The sequence below is a fragment of the Yersinia massiliensis CCUG 53443 genome (assembly GCF_000312485.1).
GTDB lineage: Bacteria > Pseudomonadota > Gammaproteobacteria > Enterobacterales > Enterobacteriaceae > Yersinia > Yersinia massiliensis.
This window is the reverse complement of record NZ_HE997643.1, coordinates 224,195-250,839: the sequence shown is the minus strand read 5'-3', so window position 1 is coordinate 250,839 and position 26,645 is coordinate 224,195. Positions and strand designations below refer to the sequence as shown.

Sequence of the window (26,645 nt, the reverse complement as noted above, 5' to 3'; positions counted from 1 at the left end):
CAATCTGCCTCTATTCAATTTGAAAAATTAACGAAATTAATAATGAATTGCGGTTGGTGCTTTATTTCCCGAAAAGTGCGCGAGAATATTTGAAAAAACAATGTCACTCATTTGGATACGTGTTTCTTTTGTCGCACTGGCAATATGCGGCAGTAATACAACATTATCCATTTCAATTAATGCCTGTGGCACATTCGGTTCATCGGCAAAAACATCCAGACCCGCGCCGCCAATCTCTTGCTGTTGTAATGCCAGAATTAATTCGTCCTGATTAATCATACTGCCACGGGCGATATTGATCAGAATGGCATCGTTTGGCATGGCGGCAAAAATGGTTTTATCCACCAAACCTACACTGTCTTTCCCGCCTGAAATAGCCACCACCAGAATGTCGCTTTGTTTCGCTAGGCTGACTAAATCAGACACATACTGATAGGGCAGACTGTCAATGTGCGCGGTATCGGTATACGCAATCTGCATATCGAAGCCCGCAGCGCGACGCGCAATCGCTTGACCAATACGACCCATTCCAAATACGCCTAGACGTTTGCCCGTCACTTTGGACGCTAAAGGCAAGCTGCTGTGCGGCCATTGCCCTGCCCGAAGGAATTTATCGGCCTGACATAAGCGGCGAGAGGTGGCAATAATCAGCCCCAGTGCGGTGTCTGCCACATCGTCGGTCAGTACGCCCGGGGTGGTCGTGACAATGATTCTACGCTCACGGGTATAATCCAAATCGACCGCATCCGTCCCGACACCAAAGATGGAGATAATCTCGACTTCAGGTAATAACGCCAACACTTCGTTAGTGACCCCAATATCACCGCGGGTCACAATACCTTTAATGTTCTTGCCCTGCTCCGCAAGAAATTCGGTCTGATCCGCGACGTCGAAGAGTTTATAAACCGTAAAGTTTTGCTCCAACTTCTCGGTCAAATAGTCCATTACCGGCGCAATAATTAATACGGCTTGTTGGGATACAGAGGTTGAGCTGTTTTTCATTACGAGTACCTGACCATGTCAATAAATCAAAGAAACTAGAATGGCGGCAGGTCATCAGCAGATGATTGAGCCATTCAGCGAATGTCGTTATAAGACCTGTTTTCAATGTTTTATTTTGTGATGCAAGTCACTCTAAATCATGTTAAAAAAACATGTTACCGGTAACGTGAGCAAGCTATCATTGTTGGAGCTGAATTGTTTCAGCTAAACGGATGAGCGTTAAAAACTTATGTCATGTCGTCACTGAAATGTTATCTGCTGCGGTGATTTGTTATCGCGTGAAGCGAGTGATAGCAAAGGAAACCGTAAAGCGCGACTGACTGCCATTGAGTCGCTCAAGGGCAGAATATGGCGGGTAACAAAGTGTGCTGACAGAGTGAAAGCGTTAAATCGTGCCACCCAGAGAAATACGATAGTGAAGATCAACCTGTTCAATTGTCGGGATTTTTTTGATTTTCTTAATCAAAATCTCCGCAGCGACTTTGCCCATTTCAAAACGAGGTGTGGTCACACTGGCCAGCACTGGCGTGGTGGCCTGACCGATATCTAACCCATGAAAACCTGAAATAGCCATTTCAACTGGGATTGCCATGCCCAATTTCAAGCATTCTTGTAACACCCCCACCGCCATATCATCATTGGTACAGAAAATCGCATCCACTTGCGGATACATTTGTCGTGCCAATGCCAACATCCCAGCACCAATAGAAACTGACGAGACTTTGTTCGGGGTAATATGCAATGGGGTGAAACCTGCATCACTCATGGCTTGGCTATAGCCTTGATAACGCTTGCGATCACGCACATCAGACATCGAACCGAAATAGACAATATTTTGCTTTCCACTCGCAAGCAGCGTTGCCGTCATATCATAGGCGGCTTGATAATTATTAAAACCGACGGTAATACGGTTGAATTGAGGCTCCAGATCCATCACCTGCGCGACGGGAATCTCAGAAGCATTCAAATACTTATCTGCACGTAAGGTATGTTCGGAGTCCGTTAGGATTAACCCAGAAATTTGGCAGGAGAGTAGATTAATGATCTGCTCTTCTTCCCGCTCTTTACTGTAGTTATAGTTGACCACCAAAGTTTGGTAGCCGCTGGCGGCAGTCACCGACTCAATACCGGCCAATAGATCGGAAAAAATCTGATTATTAAAGGAAGGCACTAAGATACCGATGCGCGGAATTTTTTGATTAAGCCCCATATCCCCTTCAGAATCAGCGCTGTAGTTAACTTCAGCCATCACCTGAGCAATGCGTTCACCGGTTTCTGGTGCCACTTTTTCCGGCGTGCGCAGATAGCGGCTAACGGTCATTTTGGTCACGCCGGCCAGTAACGCAATATCTTGTAACGTAACACGCTGGTTTTTCATGGCAAATACCTAGGACAAGAGTGCGGGATAGGTCAGGTGATTATGCACTGTTAACTTGGGTAATGAAAAGTATGTTACCGGTTAAATATGCTATAACAGCGCGAATGAATACGATTAAGTTATTTTATTATCAACAAGTTAATCTTTAATCATACGATAAAAAGAGCGAAGTCCCTGCTTGCGGTGGTCTTTTTCTGTTCTCAAGGCGATGTGGCTCACGTAAGCGGTAACAGCTTGTCGTAACATGATTTAAAGTGATCTACGTCACAGTTTGATAAGACAGAAAACGGTTTCATAGTCACAAGTTTTTTTGACGGCCAGATTAATGGAAATGCCTTGAGTGATAATTGAATCTCTACCTGCTTTAAAGCATTTCCACCTGCGTTAAAGCAAAGTTAAGGAATAATAATAGTTTTATTGTTCTAGCTTACTTTTTATTTTTCTAGTTTGCTATTGCCGAAAATAAATTATTGCCGTGTTAATTTAGCAGTAATCAACCATGACATTTATTATATATGTCGCCAAATAAGCGACATTAGGAATCGACGATGAAGAATCTATTTTCATTAGAAAAACGCAAAGTATTAATTACCGGTTCCGCACAGGGCATCGGGTTTTTATTAGCCAAAGGGTTGGCTGAATTTGGTGCTGAAATCATTATTAATGATATTACTGCCGAACGAGCAGAGAAAGCCGTCACTGAATTACGGGAAAATGGTTTTATTGCTCATGCTGCTGCTTTTAATGTCACTGACCATGATGCGGTTAAAGCCGCCATTGAACAAATTGAAAGCAGCATTGGCGCTATTGATATCTTAATCAATAATGCCGGTATTCAACGCCGCCATGCTTTTACCGAATTCCCAGAAAAAGATTGGGACGATGTGATTGCAGTCAACCAGAAATCTGTCTTCTTGGTATCACAGGCTGTCTCCCGTTATATGGTCAAGCGTCAACGCGGGAAAATCATCAATATTTGCTCGATGCAAAGTGAGCTTGGGCGCGACACCATTACGCCATATGCCGCCTCTAAAGGTGCGGTCAAAATGTTGACCCGTGGCATGTGTGTCGAACTAGCCCGTTACAACATTCAAGTCAATGGTATTGCGCCGGGTTATTTCAAAACCGATATGACTAAAGCCTTGGTTGATGATAAAGCCTTTACCGATTGGTTGTGCAAACGGACACCGGCGGCCCGTTGGGGTGACCCAGAAGAGTTGATCGGTGCGGCGGTTTATCTGTCGTCGAAAGCATCTGATTTCGTTAACGGGCATCTGTTGTTCGTTGATGGCGGCATGCTGGTCGCCGTTTGATTTGCGAACTGACATTGGTCAATAGCTGATACCGAGGAAAGCTATGTCTGGTAAATGCATTATTGTCATGGGTGTCTCTGGCACCGGTAAATCCTGTATCGGACAGGCACTGGCACAAGCGCTTAATGCTAAGTTTATTGATGGCGATGACTTACACCCTCGCGCCAATATCCAAAAAATGGCATCAGGCCAGCCACTCAATGACCAAGACCGCGCACCTTGGCTCGAGCGATTAAGTGACGTGGCATACAGCTTACAGCAAAAGAATGAAGTGGGTTTTTTAGTCTGTTCGGCACTGAAAAAGCAGTATCGCGACCGGCTACGTGCAGGGAACCATGGCATTCGTTTTTTATGGCTGACGGGTGATTACGATTTAGTGCTGCACAGAATGCAGCAACGCGCAGGGCATTTCATGCCTGAGAGTCTGCTAAAGAGCCAGTTTGCAACGCTGGAAACACCAGATGCCAGCGAACCGGATGTGGTCCAAATTGATATTTCGCCAGACGTAGCCGGTGTAGTTGAACACTGCATTGCTGCACTGGCATCTGAGAATAGCGTGAGCCATTGTGCATAGCGCACAGGTCACACACAAAGACAGGAAGAGTTATGATACTTGATGAACTGAAAATTGCGGTGAATAACCCGTTGTATCCTGACGTGATCCGCCGGACCTTAGCGGCAATCAACCAACTGGATTTAGCCAATCTACCGGCGGGTGAGCAAGAGATTGAAGGGCGTGAAATTTACCTCAATCATATTATTGCGACGACTAAACCGCTGTATGAGCAGGCACCTGAATTACATCGCTATTACATTGATATTCATATTTTGCTGGAAGGCAGTGAAGTCATTGGCGCGTCACCTTCCACTCAGGGTCAGCGCCCCACCATGGATTTTGATAGTGAGCGAGATTACGGCCTGTTTGAGGGGGTCAGCACAGAAACCTTGTTAACACTGGCTCCCGGTGATATCGCCCTGCTCTTCCCGGGTGAGTTGCATCGGCCAATGGGGACACTGGCAGAAGTTGGGCCGATTCGCAAAATTGTGGTGAAGGTCGCAGCGCATCTTATCTAATCGAATAACTCATTCGGTCATTAACGTTTCACCGTTCACCTTGCGCACGTAAGGTGAACATTAAACGATGATTAACCGCCGTTAGACGCGTTCTTACGGCAGGCGAAATTTGATTCAGTCCCCCCTAATCAGCATCTATGCTCACCGCGGCCCCCAACGGGCTCTTCCCTTGCCGATCGCGCTTCGCCGCCAACCACAAGCCACTATTCTTCATCGCATAGCCAAACACCACGCCAACTAACAGCGAAACAACCACGAGCTTCCAATTACCATTACCGGCAAAGGTCGCACATGCGCCGATAAAAGTCCCGGGGACAAAAGATAGCCACTGCTGACAGGCCTGAATACACATCAAAAACGCAACGATACCTGTCAGTACATACCCGAGGATCGCCCACTCCGGCTGCAAGGCGCTGCCCTGAATGATCATCATCGCCCAGAATACCCCGCTTAAACAGGTTAATAGCGTGATGAGCAATCCCTTTAAGCCACCTTGTGGGCAGGCGAAATAAGCCGTGCAACCCAGAAAGCCTGCCCAACTGATCAGTCCCAAGCTAATTGCAACCCAGCCCCAAATGCCTGAGAGGATGCCTGTGGTAATCGCAATCATCAGAATAATGTTCATTAGCATTGACCTGCGCGAGAGGGTTAAACAAAACGTGTATTGAGTGAAAGTCGCGCAGTTTACCTGAATCAAGATGATTTTTATGGATTCAAATCACAATAATGCCAATTTATTATCATTGTTTGCATTTTTATTGTGATATTTATCACAAATAAAAAACTAGAGGTAATTTTGAATATGCATCGCATTGCGGCGAGCATCGCTTGGGGTATTCCCCATTTCACGTAACTCACGATAAAAACCGGCCCTATCTGTAGCTGTACTTGTCTCTACATTGCTCGCAAACACAGTGAGAAGTAATGCATCAGTCAATCCTTTAACATAATTATCTAAATCTAAAGAAGCGCGCTCCTCCATTTTATATTGGTACTACTGGATCACTCTATCGGAGATAACTGCATTAATATTAGGTTGGTCATGATTAGCGCCAATGCAAGATATCATTGCCTTGGTTAACGGATTATTAGCGACCCAATCACTATTATTGATATCCATTACGCTGACGCCTTTTACATCCGCTACGATGAGCTGATCTAGAATTGCCCCCGCTGTCACGTAGTTCGAGTTTCCTTTATCTATTTCGTCCTGTAAGAGTTTCGATGCTTTTCTGGCAATAATATTAACTTCATCAATTTGATTAAAAACAGGATTTTTTGTATAGCTATTATTCTCATTCACAACAAAATACGCTCTTTCTATCATCACAGCATTGAAACTTTCATTCTCCTTTGCTTGCTCGAGCGCATAGTTGATGGTTGTTTTATCTCTAAAGAAATTACCGTATTTAACGAGTTCATCTGCATCTGGCATCGAGATAACATCATCTACTGATGAATATTTCATATAAGAATTAGTTGATTGATTGGAATGAGGAAAACAAAGCATAAGCATCCTTGAATCAGTACAGTGAAAAAATCAATGATGAGGATATTAAAACAGAGCTGAGTTTGGTCTCAGCTAATTACCCCACTTCACTCTTATATAATCTTAGTTATTTTGGGGGTCATCCTACCTAAAATCAGACCTCATAGGTTTATTAGGTCAGATATGCCGTACATCATCTGAAGTTGATAATAATACTTATGGCTTGGACGTATGCTAAAAATACATTAACCTCCTAGCTACCAAGCCTAATTCTACTGTCCGGTGTAAGCTGCGATTTCTTTTGCTAACTCCAGCGTATTTGCTGGCATTTGCCATTTTCTATTATGCTGAAACTGGCTACTGTTACCCTCTACCCCAGCAAGTAAAGCATTCGCTGAAAACCTTGAGCAATTACTACTTATTATATTAAATTTAAAGTTATCCTTATTTTTTAGAATATAATCATCAACTTTTTCAACATTCAGATTATGCAAAAAAACCAAATTATTTTCTTGCAATCCATCCTTACATTTTGTCATTTCATCCGCGACAAACTGTGTGATCAGATCCTGACTTACCTTGCCGTTAAATTTATGATAATTATTACTAATTTTATCATGATGCATTGAGATATAGCTGAACTTATTGTTTCCATGATGGATAGCAATCGCGTTATGTTCAGCTTTACCAAAGCTTAGCAGAACAACACTGTTATCTTTCTTTGCTAAGGTATTCATAATATTTTTAGCATAATGAGTGTAGGAGTTTTCAAAGTCGTTAGTGTAATGCTTCGGGTTCTTTACAGCCGAGAGCCAACATCTAATGCCTCGGAAATTTTTATGGCTTTTAGGTTCATAATGAAAAGAACCATTATTGATGTCATTCCTTCCATTTTCTCCCCCAAATGCTGATAAGTCATTGCTGTTTTCTTTAGCAACTCCATCCAATTTCATCAACATTGAGTGATATTTACTCGCTGCTCTAAAATCGTAATTTTGTGAAGAATTTGTGATAGTCGCTATTTCTTTAGCAATAACCTTTTTAGCATCCCTCACCTCAACATTACCATTCAATGCTTGGCTATATATCTTATTAATACTGCGGGCTTTAAAAAATCCACTTAATGAAGTTAACAACGCGATCTCCTATAATATAGTTCGCCATAAATTCATTAATGGCTTAGTAAGCATGACTCATTATCTTTTATCTATATTATTCTCGCTTGTAAAAATCGCGCTTAGTCGAGATTGTCATATTTAAGGGTGTCAGTAAAATTTGCTTATTGCGAGCCTAGATATTATAGCTCTCTGAAAAATCAGATTATTGTATAAAACAAAACCCCCTGGCAGCATAACTGACAGGGGGTTTGGAAGGGCCGAGCTAGCGGTGCATTACATCAGGGGTTGCGCCAATTGAACCAGCGAAATCAGTGGCTGCGGGTAGACACCCAAGAACAGCACTAAAATGGCGGAAATCAGCACCACTACACCACCGGCAGTCAATGCCCAGTTATTCGGTGTATCACGCACTAATTTTTCTGGCGCGCTGAGGAACAAGCTAACGGTGACGCGTAGATAGTAGTACAGGCCGATAGCACTGCCCAAAACCACTGCCCCAGTCAACCACCATAAGTTAGCGCTGACACCCATTGCGACCACGAAGAATTTACCGATGAAGCCCAGTGTCATTGGGATACCCGCCAATGACAGCATCATCACTGTCATCACCGCAGACAGGATTGGCTTATGCCAGAACAACCCACGGTAGGAGAACAGAGATTCCGCATCCGGCCCTTTGTACGGGCTGGACATCAAGCTGACAACACCGAAGGCACCCAAGCTGCTGAACAGGTAACCCGCCAGATAGACACCGGCAGTTTCCAGTGCCAACTGATGAGTTTGCACCGCGACCAACGCAATCAGCAAATAGCCAAGGTGCGCGATAGAGGAGTAACCCAGCAGACGCTTGATGTTCGTCTGGCTGATAGCCATCAAGTTACCGAACAGAATCGATGCCACGGCAATCAAGGACAGCACTAAGCGAATTGCTTCACTGTCGGCAGCCGGTGCGTACAAGAACAGACGCATCACCACGGCAAAGATAGCAATTTTACTGGCTGTGGCAAGGAAGGTGGATACAGGGGCAGGTGCGCCCTGATACACATCCGGTGTCCACAGTTGGAACGGCACCAGTGACAGCTTAAAGCCCAGACCAATAATCATCATCCCCAAACCGGCCAGAATCAGCGGCTGATGGATCATAGAATCACTCAGGCTTTTGCCCAAACCGGCGAAAGACAAACTACCGGATTCAGCATACAGCAGCGCCATACCGAACAGCAGGAAGGACGAGGCTGCCGCAGACAACAGCATGTATTTGATACTGGCTTCCAGCGAACGCTTCTGGCGATAGGCATAACCAATCAGGCCGAACAGCGGCAGAGAAATCAGTTCGATACCCAAGAACAGCGACGCCAGATGATTCGCACTGGCCAACAGAATGCCACCCATGGCCGCAATCAGCACCAACAGGTAGAACTCTTCACGGTTATCGGGATAACCCGCCAACCATGGATAGGCAAAGGTCGCCGTGGCCAGACTGGCAGCAATCACCAGACCGGTATAGAACATCGAATAGCCGTCAACCCGCATCAGCGGAGTGACATCCATTGGTCCTACCTGCCCCACGAAATAGAGGGAAAGTAGTGCCACGTTTAGCCCGATAACCGTCAGGGTGGCGTTGACAAAGTGATCGCGTCGCCACGCAATAGACAGCATCACAACCACCACCGTCAATCCGACGATCAACAGCGGTAGCATTGCGATCAGTTGTTGAGGAGTTATTGTCATGGCGAATTACGGCCTTGTTGTTGGAATAGATGAAGCATTAAACCACTGCTGTACATTACTCATCGCAGCATGAGACGTGTCGAGAATAGGCTGCGGGTAAACCCCTAGCAACACTAACAACGCCACTAATAGCAGGATGATAGACAGTTCCCTTGCGCTCATGCCCGGTAACGTCTCTTCTGATTTTGGCGCGCCGTAATAAGCACGCTGCATCATGATGAGTGAGTAAACCGAAGCAAAAACCAGCCCAAATGTAGAGATTACCGTAATCACTGGTACGACTTGGAAGCTGCCGAACAGGATCATAAATTCGCCGACGAAGTTACCGGTCCCCGGCATCCCCAATGTGGCAACCGCGAAGAACAGTGACAGTGCAGGCAAGTATTTAATCCGCCCCCACAATCCACCCATCTGGCGCATATCACGCGTATGCAAACGCTCGTATAACTGACCACAAATGATGAACATACCGGCGGCAGACAAGCCGTGAGCAATCATTTGGATGACTGCACCTTGGTAAGCCAATTGGCTACCGGTGTAGATGGCAATCAAGACAAAGCCCATGTGGGAAACGCTGGTATAAGCAATCAGGCGCTTAATATCGGTCTGGCAGAACGCCATCCATGCGCCGTAGAAGATACCGATAACCCCTAACCACATTGCAATCGGAGCGAACTCATGTGACGCATTCGGGAACAGTGGCAGACTGAAACGCAGTAACCCGTAGGCCGCTGTTTTCAGCAAAATCCCGGCTAAGTCAACAGAACCCGCTGTTGGTGCTTGGCTGTGCGCATCAGGCAACCAGCCGTGTAATGGCACCACTGGCATTTTCACCGCGAAGGCGATGAAGAAGCCCAGCATCAGCAGATATTCCACGTGGTAGGACATGGGTGTTTTCAACAGATTTTCGTAGTTGAATGTCCATACGCCTGTGGCTTTATAGTGCACAAACACCAGCCCCAAAATGGCAATCAGCATAATCAGGCCGCTGGCCTGGGTATAGATGAAGAACTTGGTTGCCGCGGCGATTCGGGTTTTACCGTCTGATGCTTTGTGGCCCCACAAGGCAATCAGGAAGTACATCGGCACCAACATCATTTCCCAGAAGAAGAAGAACAGGAACATGTCGATGGCGAGGAACACGCCGATTACGCCACCCAGAATCCACAATAGATTCAGGTAGAAGAAGCCCTGATTGCGCTGAATTTCACGCCACGAACACAGGATAGCAAGCACACCAAGCAAGCCGGTCAGTACCACCATCAGCAAAGATAAACCATCTAATGCCAGATGGAACTCAATGCCAAACCGTGGGATCCACGGCAAGGTGAATTCTGATTGCCATTGCGGGATACCCGCTGGATTAATCAGTGAATATTGACCCTGCCCCCACAGTAGCAAGGAGAGCACCAGTGTCAGCCCCATCGCGAATAACGCTATCCAACGCGGTACTCTCGTACCGAAGCGCTCGAACTGCCAAGACAGCAGGCCGCCGATAAAGGGGATAAGAATTAGCCAAGGTAATAGCATGGCGTTTTGTGTCCCTAATTAAACGAAAAGCAACAGAGCCAGTACGACGACTGCACCCAAACCCATAGACGCGACATACCAACGCACCTGTCCATTTTCACTAACGGTCAGACCGCGATTACTCCAACGTGACAGTACCGCTGGGGTATTCATTAGTGAGTTCAGCGGATCACGCTGTATCAATCTTGCGATCCACAGATAAGGGCGGACAAAGACGTTATGGTACAGCCAGTCGAAGCCCCACGCATGGAACCACCAGACCGTAAAGAAGCGGCCCGGCGCACTTTGCGCAATGCTGTTGACCAGTTGACGCTTGCCCAGATACAGGAACGCCGCCAACGCAATACCCACGACCACCAACACGCCAGAGAAGATTTCCAGTGGCATTTTGCCCTCTTCACTGAAGTGAAGCTCTGGTAACACACCGGCAAGTGGTGGCGTTATCAGGGCACCGACAAACGTCGACAGCACCAGCAACACCAGCAGCGGCAGGCTGTGAGTGATCCCTTTAACAGGATGCGCTTTGGTTTTTGGCTCGCCGTGGAACACAATGAAGATCATCCGGAAGGTATAGAGCGCGGTGAGGAATGCCCCAACTAACCCTGCTACCATCAGATTGATATGGCCGCTGGCCAATGCGCCCCACAGAATTTCGTCTTTACTGTAGAAGCCTGCGGTGACAACTGGCAATGCTGCCAGCGCCGCGCCGCCCACCAAGAAGCAGATATAGACCAATGGAATGGTTTTACGCAAACCACCCATTTTGAAAATATTTTGTTCGTGGTGACAGGCTAAAATCACTGAACCGGAAGCGAGGAACAGTAATGCTTTAAAGAAGGCATGTGTCATCAAGTGGAAGATTGCGGCATCCCACGCCTGCACGCCCAGCGCGAGGAACATGTAGCCAATCTGGCTCATGGTGGAATAAGCCAGCACTCGCTTGATGTCGGTTTGCACCAGTGCAGCGAAGCCCGCTAGCACTAAGGTAACGGCCCCGATAATCCCCACCAAATGCAGGACTTCTGGTGCCATCAGGAACAGGCCATGTGTACGAGCAATCAGATACACACCCGCAGTCACCATCGTGGCCGCATGGATCAGCGCGGAAACTGGCGTCGGGCCAGCCATCGCATCAGCAAGCCAAGTTTGTAATGGCAACTGAGCTGATTTACCCACCGCACCACCGAGAAGCATCAGCGTCGCCCAAGTAATGGCTGTTGAGCCCATTTCCAGTTTTTGCGGTGCCAAGACCATCAGTTCGCGGATATTCAGCGTGCCCAATTCTTGGTAAAGGATGAACAGCGCGATAGCCAAGAACACGTCACCCACACGGGTCACGATAAAGGCTTTCATCGCCGCTGCGCCGTTAGCTGGATTGGTGTAGTAGAAACCAATCAGCAAGTAACTGCACAGACCCACGCCTTCCCAACCGAGATACATCAGCATCAGGTTATCGGCTAGCACCAAAACGACCATGCTGGCGATAAATAGGTTGGTGTAAGCGAAGAAGCGGGAATAGCCCTCTTCCCCACGCATATACCAAGAGGCATACATGTGAATGAGGAAGCCCACGCCAGTGACCACAGACAGCATGGTGAGCGATAAGCCATCCAGTGTTAGGGTCAACGGAATATTGAAGGTGCCGACTGACATCCAGTTCCACAGTGTTTGGTTAAACACTTGTACACCGGTTGCTTTTTGACTGAGGAAATCCACTGCAACATACAGTGTGACCAACGCAGTCAGACCAATCGACCCGACCCCGACAGTGGCAGCGGTATTTTCAGACCAACGCCCACGGGAGAATGCCAACAGCAAGAAGCCCAGCAGTGGCAGCAGAATTGTTAAATATAATAGGTTCATCCGCGCATCTCACTGACTGTATCGATATTCAGAGTATGACGGCGACGATACAGCTGTAGCAGCAATGCCAAGCCAATACTGGCTTCTGCTGCCGCGAGCGTGATCGCCAGGATATACATCACCTGACCGTCAGCCTGACCCCAATAACTGCCCGCCACGACGAAGGCGAGCGCCGCTGCGTTGATCATGACCTCAAGGCTTATCAGCATAAACAGCAGATTACGGCGAATGATCAGCCCCGTCAGCCCTAGCACAAACAGAATGGCCGCGAGAATCAGACCATGTTGTAGAGGGATCATGCTTGTTCCTCCGTTTTTCTTTTCGCTGAATCGCTCGCGCCCAGCACTTCACCTGGCTTATGTTCGCGCCCGATATGGAAGGCGACGATCAGACCCGCTAACAGCAGCATTGACGCCAATTCAACCGCCAATACATAAGGACCGAACAGGCTAATACCCACCGCTTTGGCATCCACCATTTCACCACTAATGCCAGAATCACTGACCGAGCGAATGGCATAGATCAGGACTGACAACAGCACCAGCGCCAGTAAACCTGGGCCAATCCACAGGGTAGGTTTCAGCCAATCGCGCTCTTGTTGCTCAACGTTGCCCAAGTTCAGCATCATCACCACGAACACGAACAGCACCATAATGGCCCCCGCGTAAACGATGATTTCCAGCGCACCGGCAAAGTAAGCACCCAACGAGAAGAACACCGCTGCGATAGCCAGTAACGAAATAATCAGGTACAGCAAAGCATGTACCGGGTTGGTGTGAGTGATTACGCGAATAGTCGCCACCACTGCCACCAATGCTGCAATATAAAATGCAAATTCCATGGAAGCTGGCTCCTAAGGCATCAGACCTTTAACGTCGATCGGTTTGGCTTCATTTTCAGCTTCGCCTTTCGGCTTACCGTCAACGGCCATACCGGACATCCGGTAGAAGTTATATTCCGGATATTTACCCGGACCCGAGATCAACAAATCCTCTTTCTCATACACCAGATCTTGACGCTTAAACTCACCCATTTCGAAATCCGGCGTTAGCTGGATAGCGGTAGTCGGGCAAGCCTCTTCACACAGACCACAGAAAATGCAGCGGGAGAAGTTGATGCGGAAGAATTCCGGATACCAGCGGCCATCTTTATGCTCTGCTTTTTGCAAAGAGATACAGCCAACGGGGCATGCCACTGAGCATAAGTTACAAGCAACACAACGCTCTTCACCGTCCGGATCACGCGTCAGCACGATACGGCCACGGTAGCGCGGCGGCAGATAAACCGGCTCTTCCGGATACATTTGGGTTTCGCGCTTGTGGAAGGCATGAAGGCCAATCATCCACAGGCTGCGCACTTGGGTGCCGAAACCAACCACTAACTCTTTCAACGTCATGGTTCATTCACCCCTTATTGAGCGTTGTACAAAATGACCGCGGCAGTCGCCAGCAGATTCAGTAGGGTCAACGGCAGGCAAACTTTCCAGCCGAATGACATCACTTGGTCATAACGTGGGCGCGGCAAGGAGGCACGGATCAGAATGAACATCACCATGAAGAAAGCCGTTTTCAGCGCAAACCAGATAAATGGCGGCAGGAACGGACCTTGCCACCCCCCGAAGAACAAGGTGACTATCAATGCAGAGACAGTCACGATGCCGATGTATTCACCGACGAAGAACAGACCGAATTTCATGCCGGAATATTCAATGTGGTAACCATCGGCCAGTTCTTGTTCTGCTTCTGGCTGGTCAAAGGGATGACGGTGACAAACAGCAACACCCGCGATGGCAAAGGTTAAGAAGCCAAAGAACTGCGGGATAACATTCCAGACGTGTTCCTGAGAGTTAACAATATCTTGCATGTTGAACGAGCCAGCCTGTGCCACCACGCCCATCAAAGATAAGCCGAGGAACACTTCGTAGCTCAGGGTTTGCGCAGATGCACGCATCGCCCCTAACAGAGAGTATTTGTTATTACTGGACCAACCGGCAAACAGCACGGCGTAAACCGCCAGCCCTGCCATCATCAGGAAGAACAAAATGCCGATATTGAGGTCCGCAACCATCCAAGTCGGGCTGACTGGGACGATGGCGAAAGAGAGCAGCAGCGAAGTAAACGCAATGACCGGCGCTAAGGTAAAGATGGCTCGGTCAGAAAACTTCGGTACCCAGTCTTCTTTGAAAAACATTTTGATCATGTCAGCGACCAGCTGCAATGACCCACCCCAACCGACACGGTTAGGTCCGTAACGGTTCTGGAACAGGCCCAGCAGGCGGCGCTCACCGAAGCTCATAAATGCGCCACAGGTCACGACCACCAACAGAATCACCACCGCTTTCAGGACAGAGATTAAAATCTCAATCAATTCAGGGGTAAACCAGCTCATAGTCCTGCCTCCCGCAGATTCTCAACGCGCGCACCCACCAGAATCGGTGGAATCCCCGGTAAGCCAAGCGGCAAGCCGACCTGACCCTGAGCCAAGGTGTCACTCAAACGCACAGGCAGACGCAATGTCTGACCGGCACAGTTGAACTCCACCAGCGTACCGAGGTTAACCCCTAACTGCGCCGCATCGGCTGGGTTGACCATCACATAAGGTTCTGGCATCCGCTGTTGAATCACATCTGAACGTTGGGACATTTCTTCACTACCAAACAGATGGTAGTAAGGGGCAATCTGCCAACTGTCAGCGTTCGCGCTAAAGGCGGTTGGCACGGAATCAAAGTAACCGAGCGTTCCCTCCCCTGCTTCAATCAGACGCACACCCGGATCACCGAAGCGTAACTTGCCACCCACTTCCGCTTGGAATTTGTTCCATGCTTGCGGTGAGTTCCAGCCCGGCGCCCATGCAAATGGGATCTGCTGGCGATCGGCCAGTGGGCTGTTGTTCCCTTCCATCGAGAAAGCGAACGGCGTGTCGATATCTTGCGGCTGGCGCGGTTCGTGCACACTGATGTTCGCGCGCATGGCGGTACGGCCACTGTAGCGAATAGGTGAACGTGCCAATTTCTGACCACGAATGCGGAAAGTCGCATCCGGTGCCGCATCAACAATGCCTTCTAACTGTGGCAATGCGGTGACACAGGCTTGAATCACGTGATCCAGTTGCGTCCAGTCCACATGGCGGCTGGTATAAGTTGAATGCAGGGAGTGCAACCAACGCCAGCTTTCCAACATGATGCTGTGGGTTTCAGGTTTCTTCGGATCGTCGTAGTAGGTCGGATCGTAAACTTGGAAGAAGCGCTGAGCGCGGCCTTCCTGATTCACCAGCGTACCATCGCTTTCAGCGAAGCTGGCCGCAGACAGGATCAAGCTGGCTTTATCCATAATCGCGGTGCGTTGGTGATCCACAACAATCAGGTTAGCGACTTTTGTCAGTGCAGCATCAATCTGGTCTTTCGCGGCATGGCGATAGAGGTCATTTTCCATCACGATGGCGGTATCGGCTTCACCGCTGGACAACTGTACCAACGCCTGATCCAGTGAACCGCCACCAATCATGGTCAGACCCATGCTGTTGGCTGCACTGGCAACAAAGGTGATGCCGACGTCAGAACCACGGCCTTTCAGCGCTTTCGCGACGTTAGCGGCGGCTTGAATTAGGGCATCGCTGCCTGCACTGCTGCCGGTAATGATCAGCGGTTTTTTCGCACCGGCCAACGCCTGTACGATGATATCCACTTTGCCTTTCAGCTCTTTCGCCAAATCATCAACCGCTGGCGCAGACTCATCTAACGCATGGGCGATAGCGAAACCTAAACGAGCTTGATCATCAACAGGCGCGCGATAGTTCCAAGCGGCGATATCATCCATACGGGTGTTATCCACGTTGGTGATAAACAGCGGGTGCTTCGCATGCTGGCCAATGTTCATGATGGCGGCAATCTGCCAGTCAGCCACTTTTTGTGCTGCGGCCATTTCGCGCGCTTTGCCTTTCACCGCCTGACGAACAGACAGTGCAATACGTGCGCCAGTTTGGGTTAAATCTTCACCCAGAATCAGCACCGCATCATAACTTTCAATTTCGCGTAGCGCTGGCGTGTAAATACCGCCTTCACGCAGCACTTTAAGCATCAGTTGCAAGCGTTGTTGCTCGCTAGCAGCGATACCGGTATAGAAGTTATCGGCACCCACCAACTCACGCAGCGCAAAGTTACTTTCTAAGCTGGCGCGGGGTGAACCGATACCGATAGTCTTCTTCGCTTGACGCAGAATGTCCGCCGCGCCTTGCATCGCTTGTTCAGCATTAAGCTGAATCCAGTCATTACCACGCAATTGTTGCGGCTGACGTGGACGATCTTTGCGGTTGACGTAACCATAACCAAAACGACCACGGTCGCACATGAAGTAGTGGTTTACGCTGCCGTTATAGCGGTTTTCAATCCGGCGCAATTCACCATAGCGTTCGCCTGGGCTGGTGTTACAACCCACACTGCACTGTTGGCAGATACTTGGCGCGAATTGCATATCCCATTTACGGTTATAACGCTCGGAGTGCGTTTTATCCGTGAATACGCCAGTTGGGCACACTTCAACGAGGTTGCCGGAGAACTCGCTTTCCAGCGTGCCGCTCTCAGTACGACCAAAGTAGACGTTATCATGCGCACCGTAGACACCTAAATCGGTGCCATCAGCATAATCTTTGTAGTAACGCACACAGCGATAACAGGCGATACAGCGGTTCATTTCGTGAGAGATGAACGGACCGAGATCCTGATTTTGGTGGGTACGTTTACTGAAGCGGTAGCGGCGGAAACTGTGTCCGGTCATCACTGTCATATCTTGCAGGTGACAGTTACCCCCTTCCTCACAGACCGGGCAATCGTGCGGGTGGTTGGTCATCAACCATTCAACCACACTTTCACGGAACGCTTTGGCTTCACCGTCATCAATGGAAATAAAGGTTCCATCAGTGGCCGGGGTCATACAGGACATGACCAAACGCCCACGAGTATCATCGGCGTTTTGGTATTGCTTTACCGCACATTGGCGGCAAGCGCCGACGCTTCCCAGCGCCGGATGCCAGCAAAAGTAAGGAATATCGAGTCCCAGGGAGAGACAAGCTTCTAACAGGTTGTCGGCCCCGTTTACGTCGTATTCTTTGCCGTCTACATGAATCGTAGCCATATCAGCATGCTTCCAAGTGGCTTGCGTTAGAACCGATTCAAGGTCTGTCTCGATGACCTTGAAGGGGTACGTTCACAAGCGTTAATCAAAAATTCTGGCCCCTGCTGAAAGCAGCAAGGGCGTCAATGCTGCTACCAGCGCGCTTTTAAGAGGTTTGGTTGAATACCGGCTATGGTTCGGGTGTTACCATAGTCCTTCGTTGCGATCCCGGCTTCGAATTCTTCTCGGAAATATTTGATCGCACTTTGTAGTGGTTCAACCGCGCCCGGCGCGTGAGCACAGAAGGTTTTGCCCGGCCCTAAGAAGCGGCATAGCTGTTCCAGCGTCTCAATGTCACCCGGCTGACCTTCGCCGCGCTCCAATGCACGCAGGATCTTCACGCTCCATGGCAAACCATCGCGGCAAGGTGTACACCAGCCACAGGATTCACGGGCAAAGAACTCTTCTAGATTGCGGACCAGTGGCACCATGCCAATTTCGTGGTCTACTGCCATCGCTAACGCAGTCCCTAAACGGCTGCCTGCTTTGGCAATGTTCTCGAAGTCCATCGGCAAATCCAAATGATCAGCGGTCAGGAAGTCAGTCCCTGCACCACCGGGTTGCCACGCTTTGAACTTCAAACCATCGCGCATGCCACCGGCGTAATCTTCCAGAATTTCACGGGCAGTGATACCAAACGGCAATTCCCACAGGCCAGGGTTTTTCACCCGCCCAGAGAATCCCATCAGTTTGGTGCCTGCATCGTTACTCTTACCGGCAGTGATCCCCTGATACCAATCCACGCCATGCTCAAGGATGGCTGGCACGTTACACAGCGTCTCAACGTTATTCACGCACGTTGGTTTGCCCCAAACACCCGAAGATGCAGGGAAAGGCGGCTTAGAACGTGGGTTGGCGCGGCGGCCTTCCAGTGAGTTAATCAGTGCGGTTTCTTCACCGCAGATATAACGGCCGGCACCGGTATGGACAATCAGTTCAAAATCAAAACCGCTGCCCATGATATTTTTGCCTAGTAAACCAGCTTCGGTTGCCTCAGCAATCGCACGGCGCAAGTTAGCGGCGGCTTCGATATATTCGCCACGCAGGAAGATGTAGCCACGGTATGCTTTCAGCGCAAAAGCACTGATCAGCATCCCTTCCACCAACAGATGGGGTAATTGCTCCATCAGCAGGCGGTCTTTATAGGTGCCCGGCTCCATTTCATCGGCGTTACACAGCAGATAGCGGATGTTCATGCTTTCGTCTTTAGGCATCAGGCTCCACTTCAAACCGGTGGAGAAACCTGCGCCGCCACGGCCTTTCAAACCCGCGTCTTTGACTAAGTTCACAACATCAGGCGGTGCCATGCCTTTTAATGCTTTTTCAGCGCCTAAATAACCGGTTTTGCTGCGATATTCATCCAGCCATACCGGCTGTTTGTCATCACGCAAGCGCCAAGTTAGCGGGTGCATTTCCGGTGTCCGAGTCACCTCTTTGATAAAACCTGAGTTAGCTGTCATGGATATTGCTCCAGTAACTTTTCGATATCTTCAGGTTTCAGGTGGCTATGGGTATCGTCGTCAATCATCATGGTTGGACCACGATCACAGTTACCTAAGCAGCACGTTGGCAGCAGCGTAAAGCGGCCGTCAAAGGTGGTTTGGCCGGGCTGAATACTGAGCTTTTTCGAAATTGCCGCCTGAATGCCTTGGTAACCGGTGATGTGGCAGACCACGCTGTCACAGTAACGGATCACATGACGCCCAACCGGTTGACGGAAGATTTGGCTGTAGAATGTCGCCACCCCTTCCACATCACTGGCAGGGATACCCAACACGTCAGCAATGGCGTGAATCGCCCCATCCGGCACCCAACCGCGTTGCTTTTGCACAATTTTCAGTGCTTCAATCGACGCAGCGCGAGCATCTTCGTAATGGTGTTTTTCATGCTCGATGGCATCACGTTCTTCAGCGCTCAATTCGAAAACGTCAGTTGTGGTCGCCGGTTCAGCCGCATTGACTGCCAGGTCCACCACATTTTGGCTTTCTTTATGATCCTGAGTCTCTTTTTGATCACTCATAATTAGCGGTCCACATCAGACATAACAAAATCGATACTGCCCAGATAGACAATCAAGTCAGACACCAGGCTGCCACGGATAACCGCAGGGATCTGCTGCAAATGCGCATAGCTTGGTGTACGAATCCGGGTGCGATAGCTCATGGTGCTGGCGTCACTGGTCAGATAGTAACTATTGATCCCTTTCGTCGCTTCAACCATCTGGAATGATTCGTTAGCTGGCATCACCGGACCCCATGACACTTGCAGGAAGTGGGTGATCAGCGTTTCGATATGTTGAAGCGTACGTTCTTTCGGTGGCGGTGTTGTCAGTGGGTGGTCTGCCTTGAATGGCCCTTCTGGCATGTTTTTGTAACATTGCTCCAGAATGCGCAGGCTTTGACGCAACTCTTCCACTTTCAACATCACGCGATCATAGCAGTCGCCGTTATTGCCGATTGGCACTTCAAAATCAAAGTTTTCATAACCGGAATACGGACGCCATTTACGCACGTCAAACTCAACACCGGTCGCACGTAAGCCTGCACCGGTCACGCCCCACTCCAAAGCTTCTTTGGAATTATAGGCGGCAACGCCCACAGAACGCCCTTTAAGGATGCTGTTCTGTAACGCCGCTTTGACGTAGGAATCGAGTCGTTTTGGCATCCAGTCGAGGAAGTCACGCAGCAAGCGATCCCAACCACGTGGTAAGTCATGTGCCACACCACCGATACGGAACCAAGCCGGATGCATACGGAAGCCGGTGATGGCTTCAACCAAATCGTACACTTTCTGGCGGTCGGTAAAGGCGAAGAACACCGGCGTCATTGCGCCGACGTCTTGGATAAAGGTACTGATGTACAGTAAATGGCTGTTGATGCGGAATAATTCGGACAACATCACGCGAATAGTATCGACTCGCGCGGGCACTTTGATACCGGCCAATTTTTCAACGGCGAGTACATAAGGCATTTCGTTGACGCAACCGCCGAGGTATTCGATACGGTCGGTGTACGGAATGTAGCTGTGCCAAGATTGGCGCTCGCCCATTTTTTCCGCGCCACGGTGGTGATAACCCACATCCGGTACGCAATCGACAATTTCTTCGCCATCAAGCTGCAAGACGATACGGAACGCACCATGTGAAGAGGGGTGGTTCGGGCCAAGGTTAAGGAACATAAAGTCCTCGTTCTCAGTCCCGCGTCTCATACCCCAATCTTCAGGTTTGAAGGTCAGTGATTCCATTTCCAGATCTTCTTTCTGCTTGGTCAGCACAAAGGGATCGAACTCCGTCGCTCGCGCTGGGTAATCTTTACGCAACGGGTGGCCTTCCCAGCTCTGCGGCATCATGATGCGCGTCAGATGAGGGTGACCCTCGAACTTGATACCGAACATCTCCCAGGTTTCCCGCTCATACCAGTTGGCATTGGGAAAAATCTTGGTGGCTGTGGGCACATGTAAGTCTTTTTCAGACAGCGCCACTTTCAGCATGATGTCGCGGTTGCGTTCGATGGAAATCAGATGGTAGAAAACAGAAAAATCCGCAGCAGGAAGACCCTGACGGTGAGTACGAAGGCGTTCATCCATACCATGCAAATCAAATAGCATGACATAAGGCTTCGGCTGTTTTCTTAAGAACGACATTACTTCCAGCAATTGTTCACGCTTCACCCATACCACGGGCATACCGGTACGGGTTGCTTGAACAACAATGGCCTCAGGCCCAAAACGGTTCGACAATTCACCCATCACCGGATCATCAAGATGATCACGGGTCTGCCACGCTGGCAGGGTGCTGTCGGACGTCGTTAAATCGGTCATTATTTATTCACCACACTGTTTTTGCACCACACTGAATGTGTCATCTTGTGGTCATTTGCCGCACACATGTTCTGGATAAAAACGTTCCCATCCAAGAACAAATCACTTACGCACAAAAATCTAACACCGAAGGCCAGCGTTAGATTTCGTCAGGTGTACGCAAGTTAGTTACTGCAATACGTTCAGCATGCTTACGTTCTCTTTCTGGCTGCATGTTGGCGCGGTAGACACCTTGATCACCGACAACCCAAGAAAGAGGACGACGCTCTTTACCAATAGATTCCTGTAGCAGCAACAGTGCTTGCATATACGCTTCTGGGCGCGGTGGGCAGCCAGGAATATACACATCAACTGGCAGGAATTTATCCACGCCTTGCACGACGGAATAGATATCGTACATGCCACCTGAGTTAGCACAGGCACCCATGGAGATAACCCATTTAGGTTCGAGCATTTGTTCGTACAGACGCTGAATGACGGGAGCCATTTTAGTAAAGCATGTCCCAGCGACGACCATAAAGTCAGCCTGACGCGGAGAAGCACGCAACACTTCTGCACCGAAACGAGCAACGTCATGTACGGCGGTGAACGAGGTCACCATTTCGACATAACAACAAGAAAGGCCGAAGTTATATGGCCAAAGAGAGTTCTTACGCCCCCAGTTCACCATGTCATGCATGGCGTTCTCAAGTTTACCCATGTAAACACTGCGGTGGACATGTTGCTCGAGAGGATCGCCGCTGACGGTTTCCTGAGTTTGCAGGGGGTAACGGTCGTTCTCACCGTTAGGGTCTATGCGGGTGAGCGTATAGTCCATGTTAATGCCTCACTGTATTTATTGGCGACTATCTTGCGGATGACTGCTGGCGTATTTGACTATGCTCGGTTTGCTTACACGACGATTCGAGCGTGCAGGCGTCCAATCCAGCGCACCGATGCGCACCAGATAAACCAAACCAGCCAAAAGGACCAAAATGAAAATGGTTGCTTCGATAAAGCCTATCCAGCCACTCTCACGAATTGAGATTGACCACGCGTATAGATACAGGGCTTCAACATCGAAAATAACGAAAAACATGGCGACCAGGTAAAACTTAGCGGATAAACGCATACGCGCCGATCCTACCGAGTCTATACCTGACTCATAAGGGACGTTTTTTGCACGGGCCCGAGCTCTCCCACCCAGGAAGAACGCGCCTAGCAGCATCAGACCGCACAGCCCGATAGCGCCGATCAAAAATACAGCGAACGCCCAATGATGAGCGATAATTTCAGTGGTTGTTGACATACGCATTGCTTACTCATCAAAAGTGGTGTCGAACATCCTGCTCTTGTCTTGGCAGTTAGCGCACCACATCGATTCAAAGGGAAGGATAAAAACCACACAAAACACACTGTCTTTACAGCTGTTTAGCCAGTGTTTTACTGTGGGCTTTTTACTCCTTTCAGTAACCTTTTGTCAACTTTGACAAAAGTAACAACAGATTAATTTACAAATGCACGATCTTACTTAACATTTGGTGCTGACGCCCAAGCTAAATCGAGTCAGTCATTTGTTAAATCAGAACATACACATATAAACCAACTTGCATACTTCGCATTAACTATACCATTGTCTCAGGAATATCCGGTTCTTCCACTCACTAGCTAGGGGTATTTTTTTGATCCAGAACACGTTTTGAGTGTTATTTAATAAATATCCGGTAGGAAAAGTTGCACTTTATTATTAAATATTAATGAAACGGCGTTTTAATAAAAATAACACCCCATTAAATGAGAATGAATATTAATCGTATTTAATTCTAGTTTATATTTTTTGTTTTCTCCTGTTGAATAATGCCAAATCTAATAAAACGACCTTTTGAACATAGAATTAATTTGAATAGGGAGTAAAATCATTTTTTATAAATAGATAAAAATAAAAAGCCCCTAAAATTAGGGGCTTATGATGTTATGCTTGAGTGAAATGATTAATCTATACTGCTTGTCAAATAATCGGAATCTAAAACTAAATCCGACCCCGGTTGTAAATCATGTTGATGGCCTGACTGCATGGCATCGAAAATGGCTAATGCCAATTCATTGTCACACAGACTGCTTTTGCAGAGTGTGTACTGTGTTTCAGGCAGGCGAGGTAGCCCTTCTGTTTCACCAAGCACACGTAAATCAGGACTCATCATCTCAATCGGTCTAGCTGTCACACCTAGCCCTGCTCTAACTGCCGCTCGAATGGCAGAAAGTGAAGAGGCTACATAAGCGATACGCCATGCGATACCGGCTCTGGTGAGATGCTCTATTGCCATATCACGGAAAGGACTTGGCTCATCCATCACCACGAGAGGTACTGATTCGCCGGGTAAGAATTGATAATCGGCAGAGCAATACCAAAGCGTCGGTGATGTTCTCAAAATGACATGAGGATGGTTGTCAACTTTGGCCGTAGTAATAGCCAAATTGACCTCACCACTACTCAGCATGTCAGCGATAAGAGGGCTGCGTTTCACCCGCACATCGATTGCCAGCCGAGGGTATAGTGTCGCCACCCGGTTCAACAAGAAAGGCAACAGCGTATCGGCGGTATCATCAGATGCCCCAATAGCAAGCGACCCTTCTACATTGCTGTACATCAGAGAAGTACAAGCCTCATCGTTAAAACGTAATATTTTTCTGGCATAGCCAAGTAACTGGAGACCATGTTCAGTCAGTAATTTATTACGCCCATGACGGGCAAATAACTCTTTACCAACTAACTGTTCTAACCGTTGCATTTGTTGGCTAACAGCTGACTGAGTTCGACAAACCGCCGCAGCAGCAGAGGCGAAAGTATTCAAGTCAGCAACAGCTACAAAGGTTCTAAGCAGATCGAGGTCGAGATTAATTATCGGACGATTTGCATTTGTCATAGTGTATTCTTCACTTTTTTGAATTCTAATTACAAACTACCCTGGTGTTTAAGTATTAGCGCTATCAATAAGGGACAACGCTAAGTATGACAGTACCCCACTCATTAGAGTAGGGCAAAAAATTTACTTATATTTCGTTACCGCTATCTCTTTTTATAAAAAACTTTTGACTGAATTACGCTGTTGTTTGTGAATAGCGTCATTAAAAAAAGCTAAATCTTCGATTTATGAAGATTTTTTTGCTTTAGTAACGCCGGATTTTAGGCCTGATTATACGCCATGAGATCTCATTTAAATTAGGGCATCAGGAACAATGACTTGAGAAAACATCAATTTATTTGGATAAAGACAAGTAATCTAGCCCAGTAAATTCAAGCACTAACACTTTATATACATTAATAACTCAAAAAATATCATTAATAATATTTAATAGTTTTCCTATTTACAATTCCTCCCTAAACCGTACCCCCATTGTTTGTATGATGATATAAACTGTTGAATTAAGATTTTCATATTTAAGCCCAAGCCTCACTGAGAGGGTTTGGCATCATTACAGCAATGCTTTGTCGCAAATAAAAATGTCTTAACCTTGTGATGGCTCTTTTTTTGTTAAAGATTGTGTTTGTCTGAGTTTTGTAGGGAAAACCTTCAGATAAATTCATCAATGTTACATTCAGGTAAAGAGATATCGTGAAAACGCTACCTCCAATGCTTCATTGCTGCCAACGCGCCACCGTTTGAAGTAAAACCCAGCATTCGCACTAAAGATGTGCGTAGATCTTCAAAAAGCAGCGCCGTCGGAGTACATTGATGACCTTGCCGTGTTCCACGCTGAGGACACGCTTTTACCAGTAAAAGGCTCAATTTTTTATGTCCCCTATTGAGAAATCCAACAAACTGGACAACGTTTGTTACGACATTCGCGGCCCAGTGCTCAAAGAAGCTAAGCGTCTTGAAGAGGAAGGTAATAAGGTTCTGAAACTGAATATCGGCAACCCTGCCCCGTTTGGTTTCGATGCACCGGATGAAATTCTGGTGGATGTGATCCGTAATTTGCCCACGGCACAAGGCTATTGCGACTCCAAAGGCCTCTTTTCGGCGCGCAAAGCCATTATGCAGCACTATCAGGCACGGGATATGCGCGACCTGACTGTCGAGGATATCTACATTGGGAACGGTGTTTCTGAGTTGATAGTGCAATCCATGCAGGCGTTGCTGAATATTGGCGATGAAATGCTGGTGCCAGCACCAGATTACCCGTTATGGACCGCAGCTGTTTCGCTGTCGAGCGGTAAAGCTGTGCATTATATGTGCGATGAAGAGTCAGGTTGGTTCCCTGATTTGGACGATATTCGCAGCAAGATCACCCCGCGCACCCGTGGGATTGTGATTATCAACCCGAACAACCCAACTGGTGCGGTCTATAGCAAAGAGTTGTTGTTAGAGATTGTTGAGATCGCGCGCCAGAATGACCTCATTATTTTCGCCGATGAGATCTACGATAAGATTTTATATGACGAAGCCCAGCATCATTCTATTGCCGCGTTAGCACCGGATTTACTGACTGTCACTTTTAATGGTCTGTCCAAGACTTATCGTGTCGCCGGTTTCCGTCAGGGCTGGATGGTCCTTAATGGGCCGAAAAAACACGCGAAAGGCTATATCGAAGGTTTGGAAATGCTGGCATCGATGCGTTTGTGCGCCAACGTGCCTATGCAGCATGCGATTCAAACGGCATTGGGCGGCTATCAGAGCATCAGTGAGTTTATCCAACCGGGTGGCCGCTTGTACGAGCAACGCGATCGTGCTTGGGAGTTAATTAACCAAATCCCCGGCGTTTCCTGCGTGAAACCTCAGGGTGCGTTGTATATGTTCCCACGCATTGATCAGAAGCGCTTTAATCTGCATGACGACCAGAAAATGGTGTTGGATTTGTTGTTGCAGGAAAAAGTGTTGTTGGTCCAAGGCAGTGCCTTTAACTGGCCGTATCCAGATCATGTGCGGATTGTGACGTTACCGCGCGTGGATGAGTTGGAGATGGCAGTGAGGAAGCTGGGGCGGTTTTTGGAGACGTATCGGCAGTAAAGTTAGCTTTCATTTGTTTAGTGGTTTGGTGAACGGTTTGGTGATCGGTTCGGTTGACATGAGATCGGCGATCACCTTGGCTTTGATGCCTCAACCGCCAATGGGGTCACAAGCGCGTGACCCCCTTGGAGCCCCCGCGCTAGCGCACGCATCGCTTGCCTGCTTCGCAGGT

General features: G+C 48.3%; 23 protein-coding genes. 4 read left to right on the top strand and 19 right to left on the bottom strand.

All coding sequences use genetic code 11. The features are described from left to right. Window positions 1–36: 36 nt before the first annotated feature. Entirely contained in the window at window positions 37–1,002 is a 966-nt protein-coding gene (locus BN68_RS01295) for a 2-hydroxyacid dehydrogenase (protein WP_019209341.1), read from the bottom strand. A gap of 385 nt (window positions 1,003–1,387) precedes the next feature. Beyond that, window positions 1,388–2,380: a substrate-binding domain-containing protein gene (locus BN68_RS01290; protein WP_019209340.1), complete on the bottom strand. Its 993-nt coding sequence runs from the start codon at window positions 2,378–2,380 to the stop codon at window positions 1,388–1,390. A gap of 548 nt (window positions 2,381–2,928) precedes the next feature. On the opposite strand from BN68_RS01290, the gene idnO reads away from it, so the two are divergent. Genes idnO through BN68_RS01275 form a run of 3 tightly spaced genes read left to right on the top strand, consistent with a single transcriptional unit; the run spans window position 2,929 to window position 4,767 of the window. Next, window positions 2,929–3,693 (top strand): gluconate 5-dehydrogenase, encoded by a 765-nt coding sequence (idnO, locus tag BN68_RS01285; protein WP_019209339.1) that lies wholly within the window; start codon window positions 2,929–2,931, stop codon window positions 3,691–3,693. A gap of 43 nt (window positions 3,694–3,736) precedes the next feature. Next, the gene (locus BN68_RS01280; RefSeq protein WP_019209338.1) at window positions 3,737–4,267 is read left to right on the top strand and encodes a gluconokinase; all 531 of its coding nucleotides are present in this window, start codon (window positions 3,737–3,739) and stop codon (window positions 4,265–4,267) included. 32 nt (window positions 4,268–4,299) lie between these two features. Further along, a complete protein-coding gene (locus tag BN68_RS01275; protein WP_019209337.1) occupies window positions 4,300–4,767 on the top strand; it encodes a YhcH/YjgK/YiaL family protein in 468 nt (155 codons plus the stop codon). Between the two features lie 124 nt (window positions 4,768–4,891). Here BN68_RS01275 and BN68_RS01270 read toward each other — a convergent pair whose 3' ends face one another. From BN68_RS01270 to rovM, 17 genes are all read right to left on the bottom strand, one after another. Further along, window positions 4,892–5,392, bottom strand: a complete 501-nt coding sequence (locus BN68_RS01270) for a DUF1097 domain-containing protein (RefSeq protein WP_019209336.1) — start codon at window positions 5,390–5,392, stop codon at window positions 4,892–4,894. Window positions 5,393–5,761: 369 nt separating this feature from the next. Next, window positions 5,762–6,202: a hypothetical protein gene (locus tag BN68_RS01260; protein ID WP_019209334.1), complete on the bottom strand. Its 441-nt coding sequence runs from the start codon at window positions 6,200–6,202 to the stop codon at window positions 5,762–5,764. A 326-nt stretch (window positions 6,203–6,528) separates the two neighbouring features. Further along, complete coding sequence (locus BN68_RS01255) at window positions 6,529–7,392, bottom strand: hypothetical protein (protein ID WP_019209333.1); 864 nt, start codon at window positions 7,390–7,392, stop codon at window positions 6,529–6,531. A gap of 255 nt (window positions 7,393–7,647) precedes the next feature. Next, entirely contained in the window at window positions 7,648–9,105 is a 1,458-nt protein-coding gene (gene nuoN / locus BN68_RS01250; RefSeq protein WP_019209332.1) for an NADH-quinone oxidoreductase subunit NuoN, read from the bottom strand. Between the two features lie 6 nt (window positions 9,106–9,111). Next, window positions 9,112–10,635: an NADH-quinone oxidoreductase subunit M gene (nuoM, locus tag BN68_RS01245; protein WP_019209331.1), complete on the bottom strand. Its 1,524-nt coding sequence runs from the start codon at window positions 10,633–10,635 to the stop codon at window positions 9,112–9,114. A gap of 18 nt (window positions 10,636–10,653) precedes the next feature. Continuing rightward, the gene (nuoL, locus tag BN68_RS01240) at window positions 10,654–12,498 is read right to left on the bottom strand and encodes an NADH-quinone oxidoreductase subunit L (protein WP_019209330.1); all 1,845 of its coding nucleotides are present in this window, start codon (window positions 12,496–12,498) and stop codon (window positions 10,654–10,656) included. Continuing rightward, the gene (nuoK, locus tag BN68_RS01235; RefSeq protein WP_005159229.1) at window positions 12,495–12,797 is read right to left on the bottom strand and encodes an NADH-quinone oxidoreductase subunit NuoK; all 303 of its coding nucleotides are present in this window, start codon (window positions 12,795–12,797) and stop codon (window positions 12,495–12,497) included. Before nuoK ends, nuoL begins: the two co-directional genes overlap by 4 nt. Next, a complete protein-coding gene (gene nuoJ, locus BN68_RS01230; protein WP_019209329.1) occupies window positions 12,794–13,339 on the bottom strand; it encodes an NADH-quinone oxidoreductase subunit J in 546 nt (181 codons plus the stop codon). Before nuoJ ends, nuoK begins: the two co-directional genes overlap by 4 nt. 12 nt (window positions 13,340–13,351) lie before the next feature. Next, on the bottom strand, window positions 13,352–13,894 hold the full coding sequence (gene nuoI / locus BN68_RS01225) for an NADH-quinone oxidoreductase subunit NuoI (protein ID WP_019209328.1): 543 nt from the start codon (window positions 13,892–13,894) through the stop codon (window positions 13,352–13,354). A gap of 14 nt (window positions 13,895–13,908) precedes the next feature. Further along, window positions 13,909–14,886, bottom strand: coding sequence for an NADH-quinone oxidoreductase subunit NuoH (gene nuoH, locus BN68_RS01220; protein ID WP_019209327.1), 978 nt, complete (start codon window positions 14,884–14,886; stop codon window positions 13,909–13,911). Then, window positions 14,883–17,627: an NADH-quinone oxidoreductase subunit NuoG gene (gene nuoG, locus BN68_RS01215; RefSeq protein ID WP_019209326.1), complete on the bottom strand. Its 2,745-nt coding sequence runs from the start codon at window positions 17,625–17,627 to the stop codon at window positions 14,883–14,885. Before nuoG ends, nuoH begins: the two co-directional genes overlap by 4 nt. 131 nt (window positions 17,628–17,758) lie before the next feature. Continuing rightward, window positions 17,759–19,126, bottom strand: coding sequence for an NADH-quinone oxidoreductase subunit NuoF (nuoF, locus tag BN68_RS01210; protein ID WP_019209325.1), 1,368 nt, complete (start codon window positions 19,124–19,126; stop codon window positions 17,759–17,761). Continuing rightward, window positions 19,123–19,686, bottom strand: a complete 564-nt coding sequence (gene nuoE / locus BN68_RS01205) for an NADH-quinone oxidoreductase subunit NuoE (protein WP_019209324.1) — start codon at window positions 19,684–19,686, stop codon at window positions 19,123–19,125. Before nuoE ends, nuoF begins: the two co-directional genes overlap by 4 nt. Before the next feature lie 2 nt (window positions 19,687–19,688). Next, window positions 19,689–21,485 carry an NADH-quinone oxidoreductase subunit C/D gene (gene nuoC, locus BN68_RS01200; RefSeq protein WP_019209323.1) on the bottom strand — a complete coding sequence of 599 codons (1,797 nt, stop codon included), beginning with the start codon at window positions 21,483–21,485 and terminating at the stop codon, window positions 19,689–19,691. Window positions 21,486–21,624: 139 nt separating this feature from the next. Next, window positions 21,625–22,302, bottom strand: a complete 678-nt coding sequence (locus tag BN68_RS01195; RefSeq protein WP_002210278.1) for a NuoB/complex I 20 kDa subunit family protein — start codon at window positions 22,300–22,302, stop codon at window positions 21,625–21,627. Window positions 22,303–22,320: 18 nt separating this feature from the next. Then, window positions 22,321–22,779, bottom strand: a complete 459-nt coding sequence (nuoA, locus tag BN68_RS01190; protein ID WP_019209322.1) for an NADH-quinone oxidoreductase subunit NuoA — start codon at window positions 22,777–22,779, stop codon at window positions 22,321–22,323. Between the two features lie 676 nt (window positions 22,780–23,455). Further along, complete coding sequence (rovM, locus tag BN68_RS01185; protein WP_019209321.1) at window positions 23,456–24,388, bottom strand: virulence transcriptional regulator RovM; 933 nt, start codon at window positions 24,386–24,388, stop codon at window positions 23,456–23,458. Window positions 24,389–25,258: 870 nt separating this feature from the next. Between rovM and BN68_RS01180 the strand changes: the two genes are divergently transcribed. Next, window positions 25,259–26,473 (top strand): pyridoxal phosphate-dependent aminotransferase, encoded by a 1,215-nt coding sequence (locus BN68_RS01180; RefSeq protein ID WP_019209320.1) that lies wholly within the window; start codon window positions 25,259–25,261, stop codon window positions 26,471–26,473. Window positions 26,474–26,645 lie beyond the last annotated feature (172 nt).

Excerpts from the sequence above, each read along its gene's own strand:
- rovM (WP_019209321.1), bottom strand. The coding sequence starts at position 24,388 with ATGACAAATGCAAATCGTCCGATAATTAATCTCGACCTCGATCTGCTT.
- nuoK (WP_005159229.1), bottom strand. The coding sequence starts at position 12,797 with ATGATCCCTCTACAACATGGTCTGATTCTCGCGGCCATTCTGTTTGTG.
- nuoA (WP_019209322.1), bottom strand. The coding sequence starts at position 22,779 with ATGCGTATGTCAACAACCACTGAAATTATCGCTCATCATTGGGCGTTC.
- BN68_RS01260 (WP_019209334.1), bottom strand. The coding sequence starts at position 6,202 with ATGCCAGATGCAGATGAACTCGTTAAATACGGTAATTTCTTTAGAGAT.
- nuoG (WP_019209326.1), bottom strand. The coding sequence starts at position 17,627 with ATGGCTACGATTCATGTAGACGGCAAAGAATACGACGTAAACGGGGCC.
- nuoJ (WP_019209329.1), bottom strand. The coding sequence starts at position 13,339 with ATGGAATTTGCATTTTATATTGCAGCATTGGTGGCAGTGGTGGCGACT.
- BN68_RS01290 (WP_019209340.1), bottom strand. The coding sequence starts at position 2,380 with ATGAAAAACCAGCGTGTTACGTTACAAGATATTGCGTTACTGGCCGGC.
- BN68_RS01280 (WP_019209338.1), top strand. The coding sequence starts at position 3,737 with ATGTCTGGTAAATGCATTATTGTCATGGGTGTCTCTGGCACCGGTAAA.
- BN68_RS01195 (WP_002210278.1), bottom strand. The coding sequence starts at position 22,302 with ATGGACTATACGCTCACCCGCATAGACCCTAACGGTGAGAACGACCGT.
- BN68_RS01295 (WP_019209341.1), bottom strand. The coding sequence starts at position 1,002 with ATGAAAAACAGCTCAACCTCTGTATCCCAACAAGCCGTATTAATTATT.
- BN68_RS01180 (WP_019209320.1), top strand. The coding sequence starts at position 25,259 with ATGTCCCCTATTGAGAAATCCAACAAACTGGACAACGTTTGTTACGAC.
- nuoI (WP_019209328.1), bottom strand. The coding sequence starts at position 13,894 with ATGACGTTGAAAGAGTTAGTGGTTGGTTTCGGCACCCAAGTGCGCAGC.
- nuoM (WP_019209331.1), bottom strand. The coding sequence starts at position 10,635 with ATGCTATTACCTTGGCTAATTCTTATCCCCTTTATCGGCGGCCTGCTG.
- BN68_RS01275 (WP_019209337.1), top strand. The coding sequence starts at position 4,300 with ATGATACTTGATGAACTGAAAATTGCGGTGAATAACCCGTTGTATCCT.
- nuoF (WP_019209325.1), bottom strand. The coding sequence starts at position 19,126 with ATGACAGCTAACTCAGGTTTTATCAAAGAGGTGACTCGGACACCGGAA.
- BN68_RS01270 (WP_019209336.1), bottom strand. The coding sequence starts at position 5,392 with ATGAACATTATTCTGATGATTGCGATTACCACAGGCATCCTCTCAGGC.
- nuoE (WP_019209324.1), bottom strand. The coding sequence starts at position 19,686 with ATGAGTGATCAAAAAGAGACTCAGGATCATAAAGAAAGCCAAAATGTG.
- nuoN (WP_019209332.1), bottom strand. The coding sequence starts at position 9,105 with ATGACAATAACTCCTCAACAACTGATCGCAATGCTACCGCTGTTGATC.
- idnO (WP_019209339.1), top strand. The coding sequence starts at position 2,929 with ATGAAGAATCTATTTTCATTAGAAAAACGCAAAGTATTAATTACCGGT.
- nuoH (WP_019209327.1), bottom strand. The coding sequence starts at position 14,886 with ATGAGCTGGTTTACCCCTGAATTGATTGAGATTTTAATCTCTGTCCTG.
- nuoL (WP_019209330.1), bottom strand. The coding sequence starts at position 12,498 with ATGAACCTATTATATTTAACAATTCTGCTGCCACTGCTGGGCTTCTTG.
- nuoC (WP_019209323.1), bottom strand. The coding sequence starts at position 21,485 with ATGACCGATTTAACGACGTCCGACAGCACCCTGCCAGCGTGGCAGACC.